Annotated in this window: 22 protein-coding genes; 20 read left to right on the top strand and 2 right to left on the bottom strand. The window is 43.0% G+C overall.

Going from position 1 to position 25,719, the window contains the following annotated elements; translation table 11 throughout:
* Positions 1 to 260 precede the first annotated feature (260 nt).
* From ABLT31_RS31280 to ABLT31_RS31245, 8 genes are all read left to right on the top strand, one after another.
* Entirely contained in the window at positions 261 to 1,976 is a 1,716-nt protein-coding gene (locus ABLT31_RS31280) for a hypothetical protein (protein WP_367759090.1), read from the top strand.
* 1 nt (position 1,977) lies between these two features.
* Positions 1,978 to 2,988, top strand: a complete 1,011-nt coding sequence (locus ABLT31_RS31275) for a dipeptidase (RefSeq protein ID WP_367759088.1) — start codon at positions 1,978 to 1,980, stop codon at positions 2,986 to 2,988.
* Complete coding sequence (locus ABLT31_RS31270) at positions 2,979 to 3,734, top strand: Ldh family oxidoreductase (RefSeq protein ID WP_367759086.1); 756 nt, start codon at positions 2,979 to 2,981, stop codon at positions 3,732 to 3,734. The genes ABLT31_RS31275 and ABLT31_RS31270 overlap by 10 nt, the downstream gene beginning before the upstream one ends.
* 21 nt (positions 3,735 to 3,755) lie before the next feature.
* A complete protein-coding gene (locus tag ABLT31_RS31265; protein WP_367759085.1) occupies positions 3,756 to 5,204 on the top strand; it encodes an aldehyde dehydrogenase family protein in 1,449 nt (482 codons plus the stop codon).
* A gap of 34 nt (positions 5,205 to 5,238) precedes the next feature.
* Positions 5,239 to 5,982: an IclR family transcriptional regulator gene (locus tag ABLT31_RS31260; RefSeq protein ID WP_367759083.1), complete on the top strand. Its 744-nt coding sequence runs from the start codon at positions 5,239 to 5,241 to the stop codon at positions 5,980 to 5,982.
* A 63-nt stretch (positions 5,983 to 6,045) separates the two neighbouring features.
* Entirely contained in the window at positions 6,046 to 6,489 is a 444-nt protein-coding gene (locus ABLT31_RS31255; RefSeq protein ID WP_367759081.1) for a RidA family protein, read from the top strand.
* 25 nt (positions 6,490 to 6,514) lie between these two features.
* Entirely contained in the window at positions 6,515 to 8,065 is a 1,551-nt protein-coding gene (locus ABLT31_RS31250) for a BCCT family transporter (RefSeq protein ID WP_367759079.1), read from the top strand.
* A gap of 1,183 nt (positions 8,066 to 9,248) precedes the next feature.
* Positions 9,249 to 9,554 (top strand): GreA/GreB family elongation factor, encoded by a 306-nt coding sequence (locus tag ABLT31_RS31245; protein ID WP_367759077.1) that lies wholly within the window; start codon positions 9,249 to 9,251, stop codon positions 9,552 to 9,554.
* 158 nt (positions 9,555 to 9,712) lie between these two features.
* Here the strand turns inward: ABLT31_RS31245 and ABLT31_RS31240 are convergent, their stop codons facing one another.
* Positions 9,713 to 10,588, bottom strand: coding sequence for a DMT family transporter (locus tag ABLT31_RS31240; protein ID WP_367759074.1), 876 nt, complete (start codon positions 10,586 to 10,588; stop codon positions 9,713 to 9,715).
* 378 nt (positions 10,589 to 10,966) lie between these two features.
* Positions 10,967 to 12,301 (bottom strand): helix-turn-helix domain-containing protein, encoded by a 1,335-nt coding sequence (locus ABLT31_RS31235; RefSeq protein ID WP_367759072.1) that lies wholly within the window; start codon positions 12,299 to 12,301, stop codon positions 10,967 to 10,969.
* A gap of 285 nt (positions 12,302 to 12,586) precedes the next feature.
* Between ABLT31_RS31235 and ABLT31_RS31230 the strand changes: the two genes are divergently transcribed.
* From ABLT31_RS31230 to thiO, 12 genes are all read left to right on the top strand, one after another.
* Positions 12,587 to 14,086, top strand: coding sequence for a sodium:solute symporter family protein (locus tag ABLT31_RS31230; protein WP_367759070.1), 1,500 nt, complete (start codon positions 12,587 to 12,589; stop codon positions 14,084 to 14,086).
* A 29-nt stretch (positions 14,087 to 14,115) separates the two neighbouring features.
* Entirely contained in the window at positions 14,116 to 15,780 is a 1,665-nt protein-coding gene (locus ABLT31_RS31225) for an amidohydrolase (protein WP_367759068.1), read from the top strand.
* Positions 15,747 to 17,027: a Zn-dependent hydrolase gene (locus tag ABLT31_RS31220; protein WP_367759112.1), complete on the top strand. Its 1,281-nt coding sequence runs from the start codon at positions 15,747 to 15,749 to the stop codon at positions 17,025 to 17,027. Before ABLT31_RS31225 ends, ABLT31_RS31220 begins: the two co-directional genes overlap by 34 nt.
* A 487-nt stretch (positions 17,028 to 17,514) precedes the next feature.
* Positions 17,515 to 18,468, top strand: coding sequence for an ABC transporter permease (locus ABLT31_RS31215; RefSeq protein WP_367759066.1), 954 nt, complete (start codon positions 17,515 to 17,517; stop codon positions 18,466 to 18,468).
* 20 nt (positions 18,469 to 18,488) lie between these two features.
* Entirely contained in the window at positions 18,489 to 19,532 is a 1,044-nt protein-coding gene (locus tag ABLT31_RS31210) for a taurine ABC transporter substrate-binding protein (protein ID WP_367759064.1), read from the top strand.
* A gap of 20 nt (positions 19,533 to 19,552) precedes the next feature.
* Entirely contained in the window at positions 19,553 to 20,341 is a 789-nt protein-coding gene (locus tag ABLT31_RS31205; protein ID WP_367759062.1) for an ABC transporter ATP-binding protein, read from the top strand.
* 89 nt (positions 20,342 to 20,430) lie between these two features.
* Positions 20,431 to 20,781 carry a hypothetical protein gene (locus ABLT31_RS31200; RefSeq protein WP_367759061.1) on the top strand — a complete coding sequence of 117 codons (351 nt, stop codon included), beginning with the start codon at positions 20,431 to 20,433 and terminating at the stop codon, positions 20,779 to 20,781.
* A 217-nt stretch (positions 20,782 to 20,998) separates the two neighbouring features.
* Complete coding sequence (locus ABLT31_RS31195) at positions 20,999 to 21,703, top strand: GntR family transcriptional regulator (RefSeq protein WP_462976560.1); 705 nt, start codon at positions 20,999 to 21,001, stop codon at positions 21,701 to 21,703.
* Between the two features lie 85 nt (positions 21,704 to 21,788).
* Positions 21,789 to 22,556, top strand: coding sequence for a sulfite exporter TauE/SafE family protein (locus tag ABLT31_RS31190; protein WP_367759057.1), 768 nt, complete (start codon positions 21,789 to 21,791; stop codon positions 22,554 to 22,556).
* Between the two features lie 78 nt (positions 22,557 to 22,634).
* Positions 22,635 to 23,360, top strand: a complete 726-nt coding sequence (locus ABLT31_RS31185; protein ID WP_367759055.1) for a GntR family transcriptional regulator — start codon at positions 22,635 to 22,637, stop codon at positions 23,358 to 23,360.
* Between the two features lie 103 nt (positions 23,361 to 23,463).
* Positions 23,464 to 24,348: a pyridoxal 5'-phosphate synthase lyase subunit PdxS gene (pdxS, locus tag ABLT31_RS31180; RefSeq protein WP_367759110.1), complete on the top strand. Its 885-nt coding sequence runs from the start codon at positions 23,464 to 23,466 to the stop codon at positions 24,346 to 24,348.
* Between the two features lie 21 nt (positions 24,349 to 24,369).
* Positions 24,370 to 25,491, top strand: a complete 1,122-nt coding sequence (gene thiO / locus ABLT31_RS31175) for a glycine oxidase ThiO (RefSeq protein ID WP_367759053.1) — start codon at positions 24,370 to 24,372, stop codon at positions 25,489 to 25,491.
* Positions 25,492 to 25,719: the final 228 nt, after the last annotated feature.

The following is a 25,719-nucleotide window of genomic DNA, read 5'->3' as shown; positions in this document are numbered from 1 at the left end:
CGCAAACTCTTAAGAGTACGGGACTTTTTGCGTTTTTATAAAGCTCATTTCCTTGAAATATTAACCAGTATAAAGGATTTTATTTAATAAAAAGATACCTCAATTGTTGTGGGAAAAAAATCAAATAACTATGATCGCAAAAATCATTGACGAATCGATTGAAAGCGATTAATATAAGACCACAAAGATATTATTCGGAATTAAATTCCGATAATCGAAATTTTAATTGAATCAAACTTGATGCAAGTGGGGGTGGGGTTGTGCATTTACTTCATGAGAAGAATGAGACACAAGCAAATTTAAGGTCTGCACAAGAGGTTATGGTTCCGGAGCGGTTGGGAGCTTCCCGGATTACCGCTTTAAGTTTCAGCCGCAGCATGCTGCGGAAAATGATGAAAGAAAAATGGAAGATTGAGCGGGTACAGTTTGATCTGGATGAAAACGGATATGGTGAAGCTTGCTATACGATCGAAATACAGGAACAAACGTTTTATTTTATCGTCTTTTCTCAGCATTTGGATGATCAGGAACGAAGCGATCGTGTCATCTCTGAGAAGTGGGATATCACGTTTGCCTTATCCGAAGGTCCATTAACGAAAGATATGATGGAACGGCTTCGCAGCAATTTGCCGAAACAGGAAGCAGGCCGTGGAGAAAGCATGGATCTGGTATGGTCTCGGGCCAATCGCAGTACGCGGCTGTTCGACTATATCATCGAACAGTTGACGAGTGGATCCCAGCCGGATCCATCTGTTCTGGCCAAGACAGGATATCTGATCCGGACGACGGCCGTTTACGGGAATGGGAAGTTCGGGATTGCCCCCTATGAAAGAATGAATAAAGATCATCCGTTTTATGGGGCTTTCCGGGCGCAGATGTTTGCGGTGTATCTGATCCGGCAATTCAGCTTTGAACTGGTGGATCATATCGCTCAAGCGAAAAATCCGAATGCGCTAAAGCTTCATCCCGAAATCAAAAGATATTTGGGAGTAGGGAATGCGACGGGATTAGGAATGGTGCCTTATTTGATCTCTCACCCTCAGTTGATCCATACCTGGATAAAAATGAAGGAAGACGCTTTGGCCAAAGTGAAGCAGGCCGAGGGTTCGAAGGCGGAAGGCGAGAGACTATTGGCCTTGCTGGATCGCAGCATCGCTTATTTTAATGAATATCCGCTGGCGCACGTCCAAGCGTTTGCCCAGCCTAGCGAACTAGTGCAGGAGCTTCAATCCTTGAGGCCCGTTATCATTGAATTTATAGAGAACGGAACCATGCAACAGCAAATTCCAGCCAAGCCTTGGGTCTTGCTGAGTAATATAGCTGAAACCACAACGGGAATAGAGACACAGGAACTTATCAATACGTTATTGATCGAACTTTATCCTAAGGTAGCGATAGTTGAAGAAAACACTTCTATTGAAGAATTTTATGATTTGCAACCGGCCATGCCTATTAGGGAGCTAAAGAGGATCGTAAAGGAGAACTACCATTGGGCTTTTCAATTTGATTTCACCAATTCGGATGAGAAGATGTATTTCTGGTACCGGTCGGCGGAAAAAGAAGAACCGCGGATGGGAGTGCGGGGAGAAGAAATCGGAGAAGAGCACGAGATGCCGGTCAATATTGCGGAACGGGTGCAGAAGCTTACCCAAACTTTGGAAAGGGTATCGGAAGAAGAAACTGTAGCGGCCTTTGTGATTCGCTTCCCTGAACATAAGTGGATCATTCGCCGAATGCAATCCATGCAAAACTTTGAATATGGTGAAATTCATGGGAATTTGTTAGGCAAAGGATTATTGCCGGTCCATTTATTGCGCTGCAAGCTGTCATTTTTCGGAGCTGAGCGATTCGATCCGCAATCCAATCGCTGGGTTCGGGTTACCTTATTCCAAGGAGCTCCTTTGGTAGAAGAGATTGGACAAGACTTCAAGGATGACTGGATTTTCCCGGCTATTCCGAAATGGGAGGAGAAATAACATGACAACGAGAGAAAAGATGATCATCATTGATGGTCTGACATTAAGCAATTGGAATCGCGAGTTATTGCTTGAACTTCATAAAGGGAATGTGACGTGTGTCCATGTGTGTGTGGCGTTATGGGAGACAGCCAGGGAAACGCTGACGAATATTGGGAAATGGTATCGGTTTATCGAAGACAATGCTGATTTGGTCATGCTCGTGAAAAAAGGAGAAGACATTCATAATGCGAAATCCCTTGGGAAGGTAGGCGTTATCCTGGGAACGCAGAATGCTTCTCCTCTGGAAGATGACTTATCCTTAGTGGAAGTCTTTTCGGAGCTTGGCCTGAAAATCATGCAGCTGACGTATAACAACCAAAACCTGATCGGAAGCAGTTGCTATGAGCAGGTTGACACCGGCTTGTCTCGCTTTGGACGCCTAGTTGTGGAAGAGATGAACCGAGTGGGCATGATTATTGATTTATCCCATGTAGGAGACCGCACCACATTGGATGCGATTGCGCATTCCCGAAGACCGGTTTCTATTACGCATGCCAATCCTTCTTGGATCTATCCTACCAAGCGGAATAAAACAAAAGAAGTGCTGACAGCCCTTCGGGATAACGGAGGAGTATTGGGGCTTTGCCTCTACCCATACCTTATGAATGGAGCACAAACGACATTGGATGAATTCTGCGGCATGGTAGCCCAGACCGTAGAATTCATGGGAGTGGAACAGGTGGCTCTCGGAACGGACTTGACGCTGAATTGGGGAGAGGACTTCCTCAAGTGGATGCGAATGGGAAGATGGACGCATCAAATCAATTATGGAGCCGGTTCTGCCGCTAATCCTTCGTGGCCCGAATGGCCGGCTTGGTTCCAAGGACCTGCTGATTTTCCAGGCATTGCTGAAGCATTGCTGGCTAAAGGCTTCTCAAGATCTGAAGTGGAAGCGGTCATGGGCGGCAACTGGCTGCGGTTCTTCACGGAAGGATTCAAAGCGGAGAAGGAGATCAAAGTATGCGTGTAAGCTATCCTGAACTTTATACTCATTGCAAAAAAGTGCTGGAAGGTTGCGGACTTCCGATTGGCCTTGCAGAAGAGGGCGCGGAAATGGTCGCTTGGGGGGAATTTACCGGCATGTACGGCATTGTCCGGTTGGCTCAGGATCTCAACGCCCTGCAAGTGTCGGATCCTACCCGGATCTCGATTTCATCCCAAGATGACCGGTTAGTCTCTGTGGATGGCGGAGGGCAACATGTGCTTCTGACTGGAAGAGTAGCAGTGGATTTAGCTTTTGCCAAAGCATTCGAAATGGGAATCGGGGTAGTACAGGTAAAAAACTCCCAAGGATCGGATGCCTTGATACAAAACGTACGGCAAGTCGGAAAGCGAGGAATGTCCTGCGCGATCCACTGGATGGAAAAGAATAGCCAGAACTGGTCCTTTATTACCGAGGGTAACCTACAGCCCTGCGTAATCAAAGAGATGCTTGCCCAACGTGTGGAGGTGAAGCAGATAAATAGTTTTCTGGTTATTTGTGCCAATGGGAACTATCTCCCCTTCTTTACGGATCTGACCGCATGGAATAATGCAAAAGAAAATATCCACATGGTGCAACCGGAGCAACTTCAGGTCCGTTTTGATGAGTCCAACGGACAAGGAAGAGAAGTGGATGCGGACACATGGGCAGAATTAGGACAAGTGGCGAGCCGGGTACTTGTCGAAGCAACGGAATTATCCCGCCAGCGCGGAGCCGGCGAAGGAGCCAATTAATCTAAGATGGGAGAGAGAACGATGGAAACTTTAAAAAACTTTATTGATGGCCAATGGACAGTACCGCATGGAACAGAATTGGTTCCGGTAATTAACCCGGCTAATACAAGCGAAGTCATTGCCCAAATCCAGCAATCGACAGAGGCGGATGCTCAATTAGCCGTCGATGCCGCTCAAAAGGCGCTGGCAAAGTGGAAGCAAATTGGAGCTCCGCAAAGAGGGGCCTTTCTGTTCAAAGTAGCAGACCGAATGGAAGAGAGACAAGAGGAACTAGCGCAGCAGATCTCTAAAGAGATGGGCAAAACGCTGAATGATGCAAGAAAAGAAGTCACGTATGCAGTAAACATCATCCGCTTTTATGCGGGTGAAGGCACGCGCATGAATGGGAAGCTGGTTGCTTCAGACAGTCCGGATATCCAGATCCAGCTGGTCCCGGAAGCACTTGGGGTGGTTCTTGTGGTAACCCCTTGGAATTTCCCGCTTTCCATTCCGGCATGGAAAATTGCCCCAGCCTTGGTTGCCGGCAATACGGTTGTGTTCAAGCCTTCTTCGGATACTCCGGTGGTAGCAGCCAAGCTGATGGAAATCTTGCAGGAATGCGGATTGCCAGATGGAGTCGTGAACATGGTGATCGGACCGGGTAGACTTGTAGCCCCTATGATTCACCAGCCGGCCGTCCAGGCCGTTACGTTTACGGGCTCCACCTATGTTGGGCGCTTAATCTATGCGGAAGCCAGCAAGGACATGAAGCCGGCTCAGTTGGAAATGGGTGGAAAAAATCCGTTACTTGTCCTTGATGATGCCGATATTGATGAGGCTGTGGATCTTGCTGTTCGCGGTGCTTTTGGACAAACCGGTCAGGCATGTACAGCAACCAGCCGAGTTATTGTTCAAACTGCCGTACTGAAGGAGTTTACCGACAAGCTGGTGGAAAAAACGAAACAAATCAAAGTCGGAAATCCGTTTGCCGATGGCGTTGACATCGGGCCACAAGCGAATGCAGGAGAATTGGAATCCACCTTGGAATCCATCAAAAATGCCCAAGCTGAAGGGGCTGTTGTCTTGGCTGGCGGGGATGTTCCGCAAATGCCGGAAACGCAGCATGGCTATTTTGTGAACCCAACCGTGTTGGGGAATGTTAACCGTACGATGAATATTGCCAAGGAGGAAGTGTTTGGCCCTGTACTCTGCGTCATGGAGGCGACTTCGGTTGAGGAAGCGATTGAGATTGCCAATGATGTAGAATACGGATTATCCTCGGCCGTTTGCACGAAAAGTTTGAACCGCATGACGCAGTGCTCCCAAGGAATTGAAGCGGGTGTCGTGAAAATCAATATGACAACGACAGGTACATCCTACCAAGCTCCGTTTGGCGGATTTAAAAGCTCCAGTTCAGGCGTAAATAAGGAACTTGGCCGTGAAGCCGTTGACTTTTATTGTCGCTATAAGACAGTATATATTAAAAGTTAACTGTTAAATTGATCTAGTGGGGGTATGTACTGTCATGGAAACGAAAACGAAATCAGAAACATCATCAACTGTTTTGCGGGCCATTAGGATCATCAACTATCTGAATGATGTTCCCGGACCGCAGGCATTAAGCGATATAAGCCAAAGCCTGGATTTGTCTTCGACGATCGTTCATCGATTGCTTGCTACCCTGAAAATGGAGGGTCTTGTCTATCAAGACCCTCGAACAAAACTGTATTCCTTAGGAACTGTTTTTTTGGAATATGCCAATAAAATTATGACCGAGATGCCACTCGCTCCATTGGTGGAGCCTTGGCTCATCAAGCTGAGGGATGTTACTGGGGAGACGGTCGGATTTTATGTTCCTAGCGGGGTGAACAGGATATGCGCGATGGAGTTTGAAAGCAGGCAGGAAATTCGCCGAAGTGTCGGAATCGGAAAACGAATTCCGCTGCATCTTGGGGCTAGCGGAAGGGCTATCTTGGCTTTTATGAATGAAGAGATGCAAAACCGCGTGCTGTCTCCATTGCAGATGGAACAGCAGCAATCCATCCGCGATTTGCTGGAAAAGACGGTTATCGACGGATATGCCACGAATGAAGAGGAAATAACGCCGAATGTGGGTGCCTTATCGGCCCCTGTATTGGATCAGAATAAGCGGATCGTTGGAGCCGTCTCCATCTCCGGTCCTGTCTTTCGCTGGAACCGACAAACCATGGTACATTTTGTACCTGTACTATTAGAAGCGACGCAAGCGATTTCGGCGTCTTTCGAATAAAGGAAAGGGTATCCTTTCTAAAAAGCTATATAAAAATCGTTTTATACTTGAGGAGGAAATGGGATGAGTCCGGAACAACGTTTAGCAGAATTAGGATTGACCTTGCCGGAAAAGAAAGCGAAGGGGGGGAATTACGAATTAGCCGTTCAAACGGGAAATCTTCTTTTCTTATCCGGTAACCTTTCGTATGACCATATTGGAAAGCTAGGGCAGGAATTTACGGTAGAGCAGGGCTATGAGGCCTCCCGGGAAGCGGCACTTCAAGCGCTGGCTACGATCAAGCAGGAACTCGGGGATCTTTCCCATGTTAAGAAGTTCGTGAAAGTGCTTGCTTTCATTAATTGCACGATGGATTTTACCTCCCATGCCAAAGTGATGAATGGATTTTCCGATTTGGTAGTTTCGGTATTCGGGGAAGGAATCGGAACACATGCCCGAACATCTATCGGTGCCATATTGCCAAGAGGAGCAGCGATTGAGTTGGAAATGGTTGTCGAAGTGGACTAAATCTAATAAGTAGGGGGAAGGGGACATGAATAATAAGAAGTCTCAAGTTGATTGGCCAGTTTTTGGGTTAAGCGGCGGTTTGCTATTGGTTTTTGTCATCGCTGCTGCGATTAGTATGGATGCGGTAACAAGTTTTGTCAATTCCTCTTTTGCACTTTCGGTTAAATGGTTTGGCGCATTTTGGCAAGTCCTTTTATTGGCTACTTTTATCATCGCTATTCCTTTAGCCTTCTCCCGATATGGCAAGGTGAAACTGGGGAAATTAGACCGTCCCGAATTCGGCACTTTTAAATGGATCTCGATGATCATGTGTACTTTACTAGCAGGCGGTGGAGTATTCTGGGCGGCAGCGGAACCGATGTTTCACTTTACGAGTCCGCCTCCGCTCTTTGGAGGAATCCAAGCGGGAACCGATCAGGCGGTCAATCCTGCCTTGTCTCAAGCTTTTATGCACTGGGGATTTCTCGCTTGGGCCATCCTGGGGACGCTGAGCGTCGTAGTGATGATGTATGCGCACTATCATAAGGGGATGCCGCTGAAACCGCGCTCTTTGCTCTATCCTATTTTTGGAGAAAAATTGATGAGCAAAAGTGCATTGGGGACAACTCTGGATGCTTTTTCCATCCTCGCGGTTGTTGCGGGAACGATAGGACCGATCGGATTCTTGGGCTTGCAAGCCAGCTTTGGGATGAAGGAGATTTTGGGGATTCCTGATACATTTACAACCCAACTGTACATTATTATTGCCGTTGTGACCATATCTGCCATTTCTGCTGCGACGGGCCTTCATAAGGGAATTGAGTTTTTGAGTAATCTCAATGTGGTATTGGCTATCCTTTTAATGGCCACCATTTTATTCTTAGGACCAGGTGAGTTTATTGTAAACGCTTTTATCTCTTCGTTCGGGATGTATCTACAGGATTTTATTGCGATGAGCACGTTCCGCGGTAATTCGGAATGGCTTGGTTGGTGGACGGTGTTCTTCTGGGGCTGGTTCTTGGGCTACGGTCCGATGATGGCCATTTTTATCAGCTGTATCTCCCGCGGAAGAACGATCAGAGAAATTATTACGGCAGTAGCAGTGATTTCGCCGATTGTAACTTGTTTTTGGTTCACTGTGCTTGGGGGTTCCGGCATTTCCTTCGAATTGCTGAATCCGGGTTCCATTTCCGGCCCGCTCAACGAATACGGCTTGCCGGCTGCTATGATTTCCATTACAAAGGAGCTTCCTTTGTCCTATATCATGGGTCCAGCGTTTCTCCTTCTTACCATTCTGTTTGTCGTAACCACCTCGGATTCTATGGCCTATACGATATCTGCTGCCGTGACTGGCAACAACAGCCCATCGGTTGGCATGAGAATCTTTTGGGCTTTGATGATGGGGGCAGTCGCAGCGATTCTATTGTCGATCGGCAACGGAGGCATAAATGCCCTGCAATCATTCATCGTCGTAACCGCTGTTCCGGTGTCCTTGATTTTGCTGCCGGTATGTTGGTTAGCTCCAAAAGTAGCGGTTCTGCTGGCAAAGGAGCAAGGGATTGTGGAAGAAAAAAACTTGATGGAAAAGGTGAGCTAGAGAGGTAAAGCCATGTGCTTCGTTCCATTATAATTTTTCCAACATTACTATTAATAGAGCTACTTTGGATCCAAAGTGAAGATAGGATAGTGGGGATACGAGAAATGTATTATTGTTTGGAATGCAAGAGGGTTTATGAAAAGGACTCGGAACCTGAAAGACTTTTTCATTCTGGCTACACATTGATCAATCAGAAGCAGGTACCACTTGGTGTATGTAAAAAAAGATGATAATGCTTCCATAATAGGTTTCTATCTTAGAAAAGGTGCATTATCAATCTTTAGAGAGATTCATTGATTCATTGATATATTTTTCGTAATGTTTGTCTAAAGGTAAGTGAGTGACCTACTTTGAGACTATTCCTGAGAGTCGTAGGCATGGAAAAACCAAGGGCAAAAACAAAACGTATACCAAGGATAAGTACACGGAAAGATAAAAAGCCTTGGGGGATACACTTATTGTATCTTCTGAGGCTTTTTTATGAATCAGTCGACACAGTAGACCGCTTTTTTAAATCGAAGCAGTATTATCAACACTTATCAACGACTAGCAGCTGCTATTTCAAGGGAATTAATCTAAGTTATACTTGAGAGCCACTCGTTTCATACAATGTATCTTCACGTACAAATCCATACGTTCTTTCCAATGCAAAGGTTCCATAATCTTTGCTTTAATAATTCCCTTTTGTTTTAGTAAACTTATACAGGTCTGACAAAAAGGACACCCGCTTTCTTCTTAGAAGGAGAATTCATGAATATTTATAAATTCCTTATACAAATTTACGGGATTCGATATCGTTAATTATAGAAAGAGCAAGGCCAGATGCTTGGAGAAGCTATTAGTCATTGGCCAAAAATCAATTTGTTAAAACACACGAACAACAGCATATTTTATCGTGTTTTTTCCGAAAGATTCTGTTCATTTTTAGGTTATAGTGAAGTAGAGATTTATGGTATACAATGGGACTTCTTTTTAAATTAGGGAGGTATGGGATATGAATTTGAAAATGATGTTTAATAAGAGTGATGAACGTGTAAAGGGGTGTATCTATTATGAACCTTAGTTATAATCATCCCTTGAGAAGAAGTTTAATAAAACAACTCATATTTATTGATGGAAATCGACTCGACCTAGTTGATCTGTATCTGGCAGCTACTAACTAAAGATAAGGATTACAACTTTTTTGGTCGATATTATTTTAGAAGTGGAAAAATTTTTAAGAGAATTTGATTATAGCTTTTCTTCCAAATTAGATACTGTTTTTATTGGGAGTGAAGTCACTTTACTCTACCTTAAGGAAAATTATTTGGATAAATATACCATTTGTTTTCCAGATCAATCTAACCCAGATAGTGGATACGTTTCTTTTCTTTCGCCCATTGGAAGGCAAATAATGTTAAGAGGAATTAACGAACCCATTCTCCTGACTACACCAAATGGTGAAGCTAATGTAATTATCAAGGATATTGAATTTAAGCAATACTGTTAACCATGTGAATTTAATTTTAAAAAGGTGAAATTCCTAGATTTCTGTATAAATACGAAAAGACTTGAGTCTCTAAGTGAAGTCTCAAGTCTTTCTTAACTAGAGGATGTCCCCAAAATCCACCGATGCTCCTTCTGCTCCTAATAAAACTGGATAGGCGGCTAGCCCCATATACCGGTAGTGATAATTCCTATTGTAATGACGATGGAAAGAATGATCCGCCGTAGACCTTGCTGTTCTTTAAGTAGCAGTACACCCAGTAGAACTCCACATACAGTACCGATTTCCCGTACAGGAGAAATGTGGGAAAGTGGAGCTAGCGTCATAGCATATAAGAATAGCAGATAAGATCCCGGAGTAAACACACTTCCGATGAGAATGGTTCTCCAATTAAGCACCCATTCTTTTTTTAGGTTCCCAGACCGCAGCGTGCCCCAGCTTAGCGCCAAGATAATGGAGATATTGGATACTTCTATTAATGACACTGGAGAAAGATAGTTGAGCGCTACCTTATCTATGAGTATGTAACCGGTGATACATACGCCCACGAGCATAGCCATAAGGATAGCTTTTATCAATGAACCCTTCCCATCGGATTGTTCCAATATTCCGCCTTTGTTGTTAAACTGGACTCCACTGATAGCGAACAGTCCAACCACGATACAAGAAAGGCCAATCCATCCTACCAGCGATAACGATTCGTTGAAAAGAACCACGCTGATCACCGGTACCAGCAAAGCACCAGTTCCCCGCATGATTGGATAAACCTGTGATATTTCACCCAACTCATAAGCCTTGGACATAAATATCATATAGCATGCTTGCATTAAAGCTGATAGTAGAATGAAGCCAAAGCCTCTCATAGGTATATCAGAATGTAACAATTCTGAGATCAAATAAGGAAGCAACAGAATTCCAGAAATAATATGGACAAACCATAGAAACGTTTTTTTATCAACACTTGTTTTCGTGAACAGATTCCAAACCGCATGAATAATGCCAGAACATAACACCAGCAAGAATGCTAATACTTCCATGTTCATCCATCCCTTCTTTGATGTCTCACGAAAAATTCATTTGTTCATTCAATATATAGAAATCGTGATGTCCGTACCATTGTTTATTCGCAGTTTAGCTTTTGCCTTTTAAATAGTCAAGATGAATTTAGAAAAATGATAGAATTAGTCATATAAGCTTTAACGAATGGAGTACGGTATTGAAAAATTTAGGATTCATAACAAAAAAGACGTGAGTCTCTTAAGTGAAGACTCAAGTCTTTTTTCATTTACCGAGTGGTGTTCCTAAAATCCATGGATGCTCCTACTGACCTAATCAAAGTGATAGACGTCGCATCATCTCTTTTTAGATTTTCTACAGTTTGAATGGCTACTTTGAGCTCGATTTTGGACAATTTCTTATCGCTGAAGAGTTAGGGTATAAATCTGACGAGGACGGCCTTTATTAATCGGTTGTTCTTCGCCAACAATTTCCGCAAATTTATTTTCTTCCAGCTTATTCAAAATTCGACGAGCGCTTCGCTGGGTAATGCCAAGTCTTGATGCTAAATCAAAAGCCGTCATTTTGTATTTGTCCGCGTTGTCACATAAGGAAAGCAGTTTATTAATAGTAGCAATGCTCAATCCCACCTGCTTGGAAATGGAAAGTAGATCAGGATCACTACTTCGGACTGAATATTTTAGATTGGAGCTCTTGCCGATGGGACCTTGCACTTGGCCATCCAATTCCACTACAAAGCAGCTTCCGCTGCCACGCGACTTTGCCTTGGAGAAGGCTTCATAGGCTCTCATCTCGGCTTCATTGGCAGTGGAGCCAAAGCCGATTCCAAGAAAGGCGGATAGGTTTAATTTGATTTGGATTTCACTTAAGATCGGTATTTTTTGAAAAAAGTTTGTGTTGTGCTTGATCTTACCACGCGTTGTGATGAACCGTATTTCTCCATGGTCAGACCAATTGATTAAGGCTTGTATTTCCTCTCCATAATCGAGAAGCATTTGTTCTAGGGCTAATTTTTTGCGGCGCAGCTGGTACTCTGAGATCATTCCCTTCTTAGCATCTTCATTATGGCTAAACCCGATAATGCCAATGGCGATTTGTCCCTCTAATTGATGCAAGCTCTTCCCTTCGAGTAGCACTTGTTTCAAGGCCGTACGCATGGATGATCTCGTTGGGGTGATTTGATATGCCCTCACACCGAGCTCCAGCAGCTTTTGGTAAACATGGTAAAAGGTAGTTAAAGCTACCAAAATTTTACCTGATTTCCACAGCTGATAGTGAAAGGAAACGAGTTCGCTTAAGTCCTGGTCAAAATCGCACTCCTTAATAAACATTTGGTCCTCTTTAAATAGCAGTTCTTCCAGACAATCTCTTAACTCAGAGCGAGGGAGGAAATCAATGCTAAAAGTGATGTCCTGGGTTGATTTGGGGTAGAAGTCTTTGAGCGTTTTAAAGAGAACAGGATAGATGGAGGTCCCTAGATAGGGAACGAAAATGAGGGGTTTATGTAATTGGATATCATTTCGTTCTAAGTAGTCTTTTGTTATGAGATAGGGAATAGGGGCAGCAAAAAGAAGAATATCCCCATGATGGTGGTGTTTATTTACTAGGTCTATGACTTGATGGGGATCATCGTACACAGCCTTAAATAGGGTAAGTTCCTCAAATTGAGCAGCTATTTGTTCTACTAATTGAACTAAATCTGGTGATCCAAAAACGGTTACACGAATCTCCACGACCCCACCCTCCCAAGACAAAAAGTTTATGTATTAGCTGTTTTCAGATGAAATTAATAAGATTAGATGAAATGTATTAAAAATTTTATATTTTTTATAATTTTATTTTAAAATACATAAAGAGTCAATGTCTCTAAATAGTACCTTAATGTTTATGGTCTATATACGGTTATTGTACTATTAATAATTATCGAATTATTATAAAAAGGAACAAATACTGACGGAAAGGGGACAAGAATCATCGATTTATAAAAGGGGAAGACGTTCTTTTTTCATCTCCCTTCATTGGGGAAAATTACGCGAGGAGTTGAAGAAATGGGCTGGTACTTAGGATATACCGTCGTATACTTTAGCATTATGTTTGCCATTGGATTTTATTATTTTACGAAAGTCAAAACGTCGGACGAATATTTGGTTGCGGGATGGAATATGGGCTTTTGGTCGATAGTAGGGACGATCATAAGTACCTTTTGTGGGGCAGCAGTGTTTATCGGATGGGTTGGCATGGGATTTACAGTAGGAATATCCGGATTTTTCAAATTCGCTTTACCGGCCATCCTTGTTAGTATCCTACTTATTTTACTATTTAGTAAACCTTTACGTAGACAACGCTTGTTTACCTTATCAGATTTGTTTAGCGAGAGATTTGGAAACCGAGTAGGGATTATTCCTTCCATTCTTTCCGCAATCATCTATGCGATTCCGACAACCGCGCTGCAAATTGTAGGGATGAGTACCGTCTTTAAGATCGCCTTTGGTATGGAGTTTAAAATGGGGATCCTACTCTCGTTTGCGCTCATTCTTGGATTTACGATTTTGGGCGGATTGACCGCTACGATCGTAACTGACGCGATTCAGAGTGTCATCGTTATCATTGGCATTGTCATTTTGTTTGTTGCGAGTATCGTCAAGGGTGGAGGTCTAGTTCAAATTCTATCCCATGTGAAGCCGGAATATATAAGTCCTGCCGGTCCGGACGGGTTAAGTGAAGTCCTGCTGTTTGCTTTATCTGTCGGACCTTTTTACCTCGTTTGGGAATCCACATGGCAGCGCATCTTCGCTTCCAAAACAGAGCAAGTGGCCCAGCGGGCAGGCGTGACCGGCTTTATGATTACGGGGATCATTACTATTTTGCCTTTTTCGATCGGTATTGCTGCTCGGGAATTCGCACCACTCGATATGAGGCCTGACCTGCTATTCTCTTATATCACCGTCGAATTGCTGCCCCCAGCTATCGGAGGGATCATTTTAGTAGGATTGCTTTCGGCACTGATGACAGGAGCGGACTCCTTTATTTTGCAAGGGAGTTCAAGTTTAACCAAAAGCTTATATCATCGATTGATCAACCCGAAGGCAAGTGAAAAAAATCTGATGTTTGTGTCCCGCTTGAGTGTCGTGATCGTCTCCGTCTTAGCCTTAATTATCGCCTTTAATCTTACGGATATCATCAGCATGTATCAATGGGCCTTGCGGTTATCAGCAACGGTGCTTGTTATTCCGTTCTTGGCTACGATGTTTTGGCGGAGAGCTACGAGTATCGGAACCTTAAGCAGCATGATGGCTGCATTGATCGCTACACTCTCCTGGCCCTACTTAGATCTGAGCATCGATCATTCTGCATTTGGCTTTCTCGCCTCTTTGCTCACGCTTGTCACTGTTAGTTTGATGACCAAGCATGCTAAGACGGAACAAGTGAGAGCGGTTTATTGGGAGGATTTGGATAGCGCAAAAGCTGAAGTTCAGGAAGTTCAGGATTATAACGATAAAAAATCAATCTCTGTTTAAAAACTTGTCTGTAAAAAGGAGAATGAGAGATGAAGATCGATTTAATTATAAAAAATGCAAACGTTATCACTTTGGATGCCCATAATCGTCGCGCCGGTTCGGTAGCTGTATCCAACGGACGGATTGTAGGGATTTGGAATTCAGGCGAGCCTCCTCGTGGGGAGATAGAGATCTCTACGCATACGGAAGTTGTTGATTTAAAAGGGATGACCCTAATCCCTGGGTTCATTGATACGCATAATCATTTGCTGATGTATTCCCAGCTTCGAAATCATGTGAATTGCAGCACGCCAAACAATAAAAATATGAACGATATTCTCAACAAGATTAAGGAAGCTGCTCAAGAAAAACAACAGGGAGAGTGGATCCAGGGCTGGGGCTATGATGATACCCTGCTAGATGAAATGCGCCATCCAACCCGGGAGGAGCTTGATCGTGTTGCCCCCCATCATCCTGTATTTATTCGGCATATCTCTGGACATTTTGCAGCTGTCAATTCCCTGGCTTTGGCCATGGCCGGCATTGATGAACAAGTCGTAAACCCGCGAGGCGGATTTTTCGGGCGTGATCATAATGGACGCTTAGATGGCGTGTTGCATGAGCTTCCGGCCATGGAGACTGTTCAATCCGTGCTTCCGGTTTTGTCTGAGGATCGGCTGGCCACTCTCGTAGGGGATGGTGCCCACGAATATCTTTCTCTTGGAATTACCACGAATACTGACGCAGGCGTTGGTCTTGATCAGGGGATTTCCGAGTTCAATGCTCACCTTAAGGCTGTTGAAACAGGCCGTAACCCACTGAAAATGAGGATGATGGTGATGCACCATCTCTTGCGTAAAGGTTCTCCTTTCGGTGAGTATTCTGCGGTTCAGCTAGACCAAGAGATCCAAGCCCGTTCGCGTGGCCGCGCCCGCCTAGACAGCGCAAAATTGTTTCAGGATGGTTCGATCCAAGGTTTGACCGCGGCGCTGCGAACTCCTTACGAATGTGCACCGGATTTATATGGTGAGCTCTTGCACGATCAAGGTCTTTTTAATCAGGAAGTGCTTGATTTGCATCAGCGCGGTTATCGGATTGCGATCCACGGGAATGGGGATCGGGCGATTGAATCGATTTTAGATGCGTTTGAATATGCGTTATACAAACATCCTCGTGGGGATCACCGCCATCGCATCGAGCATGCTCAAACAGCCAATATCGTGGATTTGAATCGTATGAAGTCGCTTGACGTGGCTGTCTCCTTCTTTATTAACCATGTTTATTATTGGGGAGATCGGCATAAGCGGAGATTTCTTGGTGCGGAGCGGGCGGAACGGATGAATCCGTTGGCCGATGCGGTGGAAAGGGAGATTTTGTTCACGCTCCATTCGGATTGCCCGATCACACCGATTTCCCCTCTTTTTTCTGTATGGTCAGCGGTCAATCGCTTAACGAGGGAGAGACAGATTCTAGGCCGGAATCAGGTTTGTGACGTTGAAACGGCATTAAAGGCGATGACCAGCTACGGGGCTCGCATCAATTTTGAGGAAAACGAAACAGGCAGTATTGAAGTCGGAAAGTGTGCGGATTTTGCCGTCTTGGACATCGATCCAACTGCATGCGATAAAAAAGAGATTAAAGATATTTGCGTCCTGGCAACGTTTATTGATGGGAATATGGTATTTCAACGATCAGTGAATTATATGTTCTCTTAATTAGGAGATATAGCGAGGAGGAAAATAAAATGATTGATATTGAGCGCCTGAAGAGGCGAATGCAGGCAATGGCCAAAATCGGAAAAACGGAAAGAGGGGGGGTTACTCGGCTTGCTCTATCCCGAGAAGATCGGGAAGCTAGACAATTATTCATATCCTGGATGGAAGAGCTAGGGATGAAGGTGCGAATGGATGATGTCGGGAACCTCTATGGTAGGTTGGAGGGGAGGGATCCGCAGGCTCCTGTTATCATGGTTGGGTCTCATTTGGATACCGTGCCAAAAGGCGGTAAATTTGACGGAGTCCTAGGTGTCTTAAGTGCCCTTGAGGCTGTGGAAACTCTGATAAAGGAAAGAATCGATCATGTTCATCCGGTTGAGGTGGTATCTTTTACAAATGAGGAAGGGGCCCGCTTTACCCCGCAGATGATGGGCAGCGGTGCACTAACTGGGGTTTTTACTGATGACTATGTGTTTAACCGTGTAGATCGTGATGGCTTGCGGTTTGAGGATGAGCTTCGCAAAATCGGCTTTCAGGGGATGAGGAGTCATCGTTCGGAGAATATCTCAGCTTTTCTAGAGCTCCATATTGAGCAAGGTCCTGTCCTGGAAGCGAAGCAACGGTCGATTGGCATTGTCGAAGGGATCTCCGGATTTTACTGGATGGAAGTCACTATTTTGGGGCAATCTGATCATTCCGGATCAACACCGATGTCGATGAGAAAGGACTCACTTGTGACCTCCTCTCAGATCATTCAGGCGATTTATCAATGGGCTCTGAGTCGAGCGGATGGGACGGTGGCAACGGTTGGAAGAATCCAAACTTCCCCTGGGATTGTCAATGCGGTACCAGGAAGTACGACCTTTACGGTAGATATTCGCCACTCAAAACTGGAAGGTCTGCTTGAAGGCATCCAAGAGGTAAAACAAATCATAGCAGACCTGTCTCATCAAAACCAAATGGAAGCTTTCGTGGAAGAAATATTTACCCATCATCCGATCCAGTTCTCCCCACGGGTCATAGATGTTATTGATAGGGTCTGTCAGGAACAACGAATTCCTTCGATGAGAATGATCAGCGGGGCGGGTCATGATGCGATGTATCTCAGTCGGGTCACCGATACAGCGATGATTTTTGTCCCCAGTATAGATGGGAAAAGTCATTGTGAAGAGGAAGAGACCTCATGGGAGGATATCGAGTTGGGAACAAGGGTACTATATGAGACACTGTGCCGCCTAGTAAAATGATCCGTTTTCGTTTCTACATTTCAAGAAAGGCTAGAGTACCCAGAAAAATATATCCTCGTAGTACTGTAATAGTTTCTAGCCCTGTAACACCTAATTGTTTGACTTTATCCTATTTGTTATCTATTCTGAAATTTATAATAAATATTTGACAGATTTAATATAAAGTGTAATAATACAGTTATTAACTGGTACGTACGTTGTGATATCGCAACCAAGAGAGTTTCTGTAAATTCCAGTACTTGAAACTGGTACGATATCATGACGTATCTATTTGTTATGTCTATTAATGGAGGAGGATGGAAGAAATGTAGCCAGCAGTCGATTTCGTTCATGGCATGTGTTGTCGGTGAAGAGATGTGCTTCATGAGATCAAAATGGAATGCGCTTTCAATGATTGGTTCATAAAGGTCCTGCAACGAATCAGCTGCTTTCCTAATTCACATCATCTCGGTGTATAGTCAATATGGACAAGAATAGAAGGGGTTAATTGAAACGAACGTTTGTATTTCAATGGATTGAAAAAGAAAAACTGCTTCTTTATCAAGTGGATGGAGGAAAAAGAATGAGTGACAATTCGGTTCCCCAAGCGACTGAAAATGAAACAAGCTATTATGTAAAGGAAACTAGCAAGAGCAGAGGAAAAACAATCGTTTTACCCGGTGTAAGCAATAAGAAATGGCAAAGCGAGTCGGTCATCACTATCACATCTTTGTTTGTATTGCTGTTAGCTTGGTATCTAATTACAAAGGCAAATCTGGTATCCGAAACATTTTTTCCATCACCCCAAAAGACATGGGAGTCCTTTGAGGATATTCTTGTTAACGGATACAAAGGGAACAGTCTCTTGTATCATCTATATGATAGTTTTTTTCGGTTATTTGTTTCATTTGGACTGGCCTTAGTTACGGCGGTACCGCTAGGACTGATCAGCGGATATTCTCCCAAGATAAGGGCCGCATTCGATCCTCTGGTAGAATTTTACCGACCGCTCCCTCCCTTGGCATACTACACGTTATTGATTTTATGGTTCGGTATCGAAAATGAGTCTAAAATTGCGCTTCTGTATCTAGCTGCGTTTGCACCTATGTACATTTCTGCGATGTCTGGAGTGAAAGGGGTCTCAAAAGATAGAATTCATTCTTCAGAGTGTTTAGGTGCAAATAAGTGGCAAGTATTCCGCTTTATCATTTTTCCTTCTTGCTTGCCCGAAATTTTCACTGGAATGCGCACGGCAATTGGTTTTACTTATACAACTTTAGTAGCTGCAGAAATGGTAGCGTCGACATCTGGAATTGGATGGATGGTACTGGATGCCAGTAAGTATTTGCAAAGTAACGTGATGTTTGTCGGGATTATTATTATGGGTCTTACAGGTATCTTGCTTGATAGAATGATCCGCGTCATTGAAACCAAGGCGATACCTTGGAAAGGTAAAGATTGATAATAAATGGGGGTGTCGATTTGAATAGTGCCAAACTTAAACTGCTGATCGTAATTGGGTTAATGGTGATGTTATCGGCATGTGGAGCTCAATCTACAGGTCAGTCAGGCAATTCGAATGATCAGGAGGCCAAAGAGATTCGTATAGGTTATCAAGTCATTCCTAACGCAGAGTTACTCGCAAAATCCTTAGGTCTATTTGAGGAGAATTTTAAAGGGGTAAAAGTGACACTTAAACAGTTTGATTCCGCAAGGGATGTGAATACAGCTATGGCATCTGGAGGAATCGATATCGGTTTAATCGGCTCAAGCTCTGTTGCTACAGGGGTAGCACAAAATCTTCCGTACCAGGTGATTTGGCTACATGATGTAATCGGTGATAATGAAGCATTAGTTGTTAACAAGGACCAAGGCATCAAGTCCATTCATGATGTTATAGGAAAGAAGATAGCGGTGCCATTTGGTTCTACAACTCATTATAGTTTTCTATCCGCATTGAAGGTAAATGACATAGATCCTTCTCAGTTGACTCTATTAGATATGCAGCCTCAAGATATGCTAGCAGCTTACAAGCAAGGCCACATCGATGGGGGGTATGTATGGTATCCCATTCTAGGAAGTATACTGCAATCTAATGGAGAAATCTTATTAACTAGCCGGGATTTGGCAAAAGAGGGGATTATTACAGCAGACGTATGCGTGGCTAGCAAAACTTTCATTGAGGAACATCCTGACCTTGTTCAAAAGTATATTGAGACACTGGATCAGTCTGTTAAATTTTATCGAAGTTCAAAGGATGAGGCTGTAAAGGCAATGGCTAAAGAATTAAATGTGTCTGAACCTGAAGCAGAACTCTATATGTCGCAATTGATTTGGCTAGATGCATCTGAACAGGCAAGCCATGAATACCTTGGTACGTCCGAGAAAAAGGGAGCATTTGCAAATGCGTTAATGGATACGGGTGAATTTATGGTTATTCAAAAAACGATTCCGTCCGCCCCTCCGATCGATATCTATAAGGAGGCAATACGCGCTGAATTTGTCACTCAAACTGCAACCCAATAATCCTGGTATGGGGGAATCTTATGCAGAGCACAGCTAATAAAGTGAATGTAATCGAAGCTCATAATCTTGAATTAATCTATGAGTCTGACTCACGGACAGTTAGGGCCTTACAAAATATTCATTTAAATATTGAAGAAGGTAGCTTTGTATGTGTGCTAGGACCTTCCGGATGCGGTAAGACTTCTTTATTAAGAATCCTAGCTGGATTCCAGCAACCTACATCTGGAGAAATCTTACTTGATGGTAACCCTATGTCTTCAAGGCCGGATCGGCATAGAGGAGTCGTTTTTCAGCAGCATACTCTGTACCCGTGGTTAACAATTGAAGAGAATGTGGCATTTGGCCTTAAGATGAACAATATGAAAGCAGAAGAAAGAAATAAGGTTGTGGATCATTATCTTGATATGGTGGGTTTATCTCAATTTAAGAGAGCTGCAACATACGAGTTATCAGGCGGAATGAAGCAGAGAGCCTCTATAGCCCGTGTACTTGCGAATAATCCTAGGGTTGTGTTGATGGATGAACCATTTGGAGCATTAGACCCCATTACAAAGGAGCAAATGCAAGAAAATGTAAGGAAGATATGGAAGGATACCCATAAAACCTTCTTCTTTATTACCCATGATGTGGAGGAAGCCCTTTTACTAGGAACGCATATTGTCGTTATGTCTGCTAGGCCAGGAAGAATAGTTAAAGAGATGAAGAGCCATATTCCTTATGAACTGCGGGATGGAATGAGTAGGTTATATAAATCTGAAAAGAGTTTCATTAATATCCGAGAAGAAATCTTAGACATCATTACACATTAGCTCTTTTACAACATACATGGAGCGGATGAAAAAAGTTTTGTTGCATTTCATTTGAAGACCAACTTAGGTTAATAAAGGAGGTGAAAACATTGAATCTAGGATTTGAAAAGTTTCAGGCCGAATTTTACCTTTGGAACATCGAAATATCACCTATGGGAGGTATTGGAATAACAAGAGAATGTCGGGATAAATCGGGATTCGAACAATTGATAGGAGTGTGTACCCGTAAGTATATTGATAGTATGGAAGATTTCGAGGGTGCCTATTTATTAGACCATCCATTATCTGAGGATAGGCAAATTCTTTTTCAGAAGCATGAAGATAAATTGGTTATCAATCGACTCATGTTCGATTTATTCCCAGACGATCGTGTCCTTTATCTCATGAACATTTATTTAAAATTTTGTAATCAAAAGGGGTCCATCATAGACATGATTTAAAAAGGGCCCGGTTTCAGAAACGAACGAAAAAAGATAGGGCCGAGATTTCCATGTAAGGAAATTGAGCTCTATCTTCTTTACTTTGGTACTGTAACTGATTCGCATGAAAAGTAAGTTGCTATTAGGACGTTTGATTGTTTTTGTATACTGTAATATAATTAAGATAGCACTGGTACGAACGTCGCTATCCTAAAAATTAAATTCGGAGGTGTTTTTTTTGGAATTAGATATCAAAAGCCCTATTCCTTTACATGTCCAATTAAAGGATATATTGGAAAATCAAATATTGCAAGGGCACTACAAAGATAAAATACCTAGTGAAAGAGAACTAATGGATATGTATTCGATTAGCAGGAGTACGGTTAGAGAAGCTGTTTCCACGCTAGTCCATGAAGGGATCCTAGAAAAGCGGCATGGGAAAGGAACCTTTGTATCCATGAAACCTGTCCAAGAATGGCTAAAGATGACGGGTTTTAGTGAAGTCATTAAAGAAATGGGCATAAAACTATTGGATGTGCAAGTGGTTCCAACTCCTGAAAACTTAGAAAATGTTAGTGGATTTGACGATCAAGCGACCTTCATTAAAAGATTGCGGTTTAAAGGGAATGTTCCGATAGCCATAGAAAATCATTATTACCCTTTAGAGATTGGACAAAAGTTGTCTGGTTATGATTTAAACGAGATTGTCCTCTATGATGTGTTGGAGGGAGATTTAGGTATTCATTTCTGGGACGCGGAACAAATCATTACCTGTACGAACCCCAGTAAAGAAGACGCAGAGCACTTAGGAATTTCTGACTCGATGTGTTTGTTGGTTACCGAGCGAATGATTTCTGATCTGGATGGAAATCTCGTGGAATATTATAAGGGGCTGTTTCGTTCAGACATGTATTCTTTTGTCATGAAAATGACCCGAAAATAAACGAATATGGAGTAGCTAGATTGTTCAGACATATGAATGGGCAAGCGGAGAGGGCAGTGAAAAAAACTTTGGAGAAAAATACAAGATGGATGAAATTACTTCACTTTTCCATGTTAAATGGCTGGTAGCTTCCATGATTATTTTCCTGTCCGCTCTATTGCAGGCGTTGACCGGTTTTGGATTTGCTTTAATAGCCATACCTTTTTTAACGATTTTTTTTGATCCGCATTGGGCTATTCCATTAGTGTCGTGTATTTCTTTTTTTACGTTGAGCTGGAGTGTTAGGACTGTGTGGAAGGACACGGATAAACCCTTACTAAAGCGTCTTTTAGTGGGAAGTTTTGTGGGCTTGCCTATTGGCGGATGGATGATTGGTTTGTTTGATCACCGCTCTTTTATAGTGGTAGTCAGTCTCGTTATTTTGTTTTCTACCTTTCTTTTATTCATTGGTCCATTCATACAAAAACTGATGGAAAAATGGACGAAACATGATTGGATTTTTGGGGCGCTTTCCGGATTGTTGACTTCTAGTGTTGGCTTGCCGGGTCCTCCTATTATGCTAGTTCTATCCGCGAAAATTCATCAACGAGATCAATTTCGAGCTACGGGAATTAGTTTTCTTTTTTTTATTTATCCCTTTTCCTTAAGTATTTTCGCGTTGAACGGGAGAATGAGTGTGGATATCGCTCCTCTTCTTCTTGTCATGATCCCTATTGCTATTATGGGTGTGAAAGTAGGCAATTGTATCCATAATAAGATATCTCCCTTATATTTTAAGTATCTTATTTATCTCCTTTTGTTTTGTACGGGTTTATACTCTTTAATCAAGAATTTAAGCGAATTAATTATTTGATTATTTAGGTTGTTTAGTATAAAATAAAAACTAAGTGGTACGTACGTCACTATCTTAAGAAGGTTAGGAGGGATATTTATGGGGTTAGATGCTGATAATCCAATCCCGCTTCATGTTCAATTAAAAAGCATTTTAGAAACCCGAATCTTACAAGGTCAATTTAAAGATAGAATACCCAGTGAAAAAGATCTTATGGAAATGTACTCGGTTAGTCGTAGTACGGTTCGAGAAGCTGTTTCTACTTTAGTGCGTGAAGGTATAGTAGAAAGGAGGCATGGAAAGGGTACTTTTGTATCGATGAAACCTGTTCAAGACTGGCTGCTTATGACCAGTTATACTGAAATTATTAAAAATTTAAAAATCCAATTACTGGATTGTGGTATAGTTACACCTCCAGAGAATATCCAAAATGTACATGGCTTCGATGAAAAGTCATATCACATTAAGCGATTACGTTCTAAAGACAATTTACCTGTTGCGATTGAAAGACATTATTATCCGTTAGAAATAGGATGTCAATTGGCCTATTACGATTTAAATTCAACAATCTTATATGATGTTTTGGAAAGTGACCTTGGGGTTTCTCTTTGGGAAGCAGAACAAATCATTACTTGTGGTTACAGCCAAGAAGATGCCATAGATTTAGGAGTGGATGATTCCATGTGTTTGTTAATCATTGAACGGATGATAACCAATCCAGAAGGACATTTGGTGGAGTATTACAAAGGATTATACCGTTCCGATATGTATTCTTTTGTCATGAAAATGAATCGCAAGAACACGACTAACGTTGATTTTGAATAGAAACCTTTTTTGAATCATCTGGTCCGTACATCATTATGTTTTAATGGGCGAATCACTTTAATATACGGAAAAGCATTTAAAACCTTAGGGGAGCGTGATGAATATGGAGAAGTATGGAACAACTAATGTTAAGCGGGGGATGGCGGAGATGCAAAAGGGAGGTGTGATCATGGATGTGGTTAACGCTGAACAAGCAAAGATTGCAGAAGCGGCTGGAGCTGTGGCTGTCATGGCTTTGGAACGTGTTCCTTCAGATATTCGTGCGGAGGGTGGAGTAGCGCGAATGGCAGATCCCGTTATTATTCAAGAGGTTATGGATGCGGTTACAATTCCGGTGATGGCAAAGGCCAGGATCGGTCATTTTGTGGAGGCCAAAGTGATTGAAGCTTTAGGCGTAGACTATATTGACGAAAGTGAAGTGTTAACACCAGCGGATGAATGTTTTCACATCAATAAAAAAGAATTTACCGTTCCTTTTGTTTGCGGTGCCCGTGATTTAGGAGAGGCTCTCCGCAGGATCGGAGAAGGTGCCTCCATGATTCGGACAAAAGGAGAACCTGGAACGGGAAATATCGTGGAAGCGGTACGGCATCAACGGACGATGCAAAGCCAGATTCGTAAAGTTCAATCCCTGTCCCCTGATGAGCTCATGGCTGAAGCGAAAAATCTAGGAGCTCCTTTTGAGTTGTTGGAATATATCCATAAGCAAGGTAAGCTTCCCGTTGTTAATTTTGCTGCTGGGGGTGTAGCTACGCCCGCTGATGCTGCATTGATGATGCACTTAGGATCAGATGGTGTTTTTGTCGGTTCCGGCATTTTTAAATCAGAACACCCTGAACGATTCGCAAGAGCTATCGTAGAAGCAACGACACATTACTTGGATTATGAACTGATTGGTCAGCTATCTAAAAATTTGGGTACAGCCATGAAAGGTATAGAGATCTCGCGTCTCCTCGAGAACGAGAGAATGGCCGTAAGGGGTTGGTAAAAGAAGGGGAAGGGGATAAACATGAGATCCATCTATGACGTTGCCATAGTCGGAGGGGGGCTGATGGGAAGTTCGATTGCCTATCAACTGTCCAAGAGAGGTAAAAAAGTTGTATTGCTGGAAAAGGGGAGGCTAGCCAGCCAAGCTTCCGGTGCGGCAGCAGGAATGATAGCAGCTCAAGCCGAGATGGGATTCGACACGGGTCCTCTATTTGATTTAGCCATCAAAAGTAGAGCTATGTTTCCTGTGCTAGCGGCAGAATTGAAGGAGTTATGCGGAATCGATGTGGGATTGGTAAGGAAAGGGATGCTTAAGATCGCTTGTTCTCTGGAGGAGGAGGAGGCGCTTCATCGAGAAATGGTTGCTCAGAAAAAGGAGGATCAACGGGTAGAATGGTTAACTCAGAAAGAACTCAGGATAAGGGAACCAGGGTTGTCCGACTCCATCCGGGGGGCTATCTATCTACCAGATGATGGACAAGTATTAGCCCCTGAATTGTCATTGGCCTTTGCTCGAGCTGCTGCCATATTAGGGACTGATATAAGAGAGTTTGTTGAGGTTGAATCTCTAGTGATAGATGATAACCGGATATCTGGTGTTGTGACAAATCACGGACAGGTGACCTGCGAGCAAGTAATCGTTACAGCAGGGTCATGGAGTGGCCGGTGGTTAGAACGGATGGAAATCCGATTGCCTGTTTATCCGGTCAAAGGAGAATGCTTCTCTGTACTGACCCCAACCCCCTTATTGGAGTCCACTATATTCTCACATGGCTGTTACTTAGTTCCTAAAAGAGGTGGTCGCCTGGTGGTGGGGGCCACCATGATTGAGAATACCTATAATCGAGAAGTAACAGTAGAGGGGATTGCTACGCTGATAGAAAAAGCGAAAAGATTGCTGCCAGGCATCGTTCATGCAGAATGGGAAAAAGCTTGGACAGGACTGCGTCCTCAAACGCCTGATGGGCTTCCTTATCTTGGGGAACATCATCAATGTAAAGGACTGTTTGTGGCTACGGGTCATTTTCGCAACGGGGTTTTATTAAGTCCCATTACGGGGGAGTTGATGGCTGATTTAATGGAAGGAAAGAATCCGGACGGTATAGACTTGCGCCCATTTCAAACTGAGAGATTTACAGGTTAAAAGGAATAAGGAATATCTATGAACTTGTTTATGGTGGTTATATGGAATTCCATGGGTAAGTTAGTAGAGTGCCCTTAATGCGTAGTAATTTTATAATTTATAATACTTATATATTTGTTGACTTTATATGAATTATCAGATACTATAATAAAACAAACACTGGTACGAACGTCATGATAACACGACTAGATCTCAGTGCCGTCATTACGGTGAAATAACTAAGGAGGA

This window comes from Ammoniphilus soli (assembly GCF_040813775.1).
This window is presented reverse-complemented; position numbering and strand designations above follow the sequence as displayed.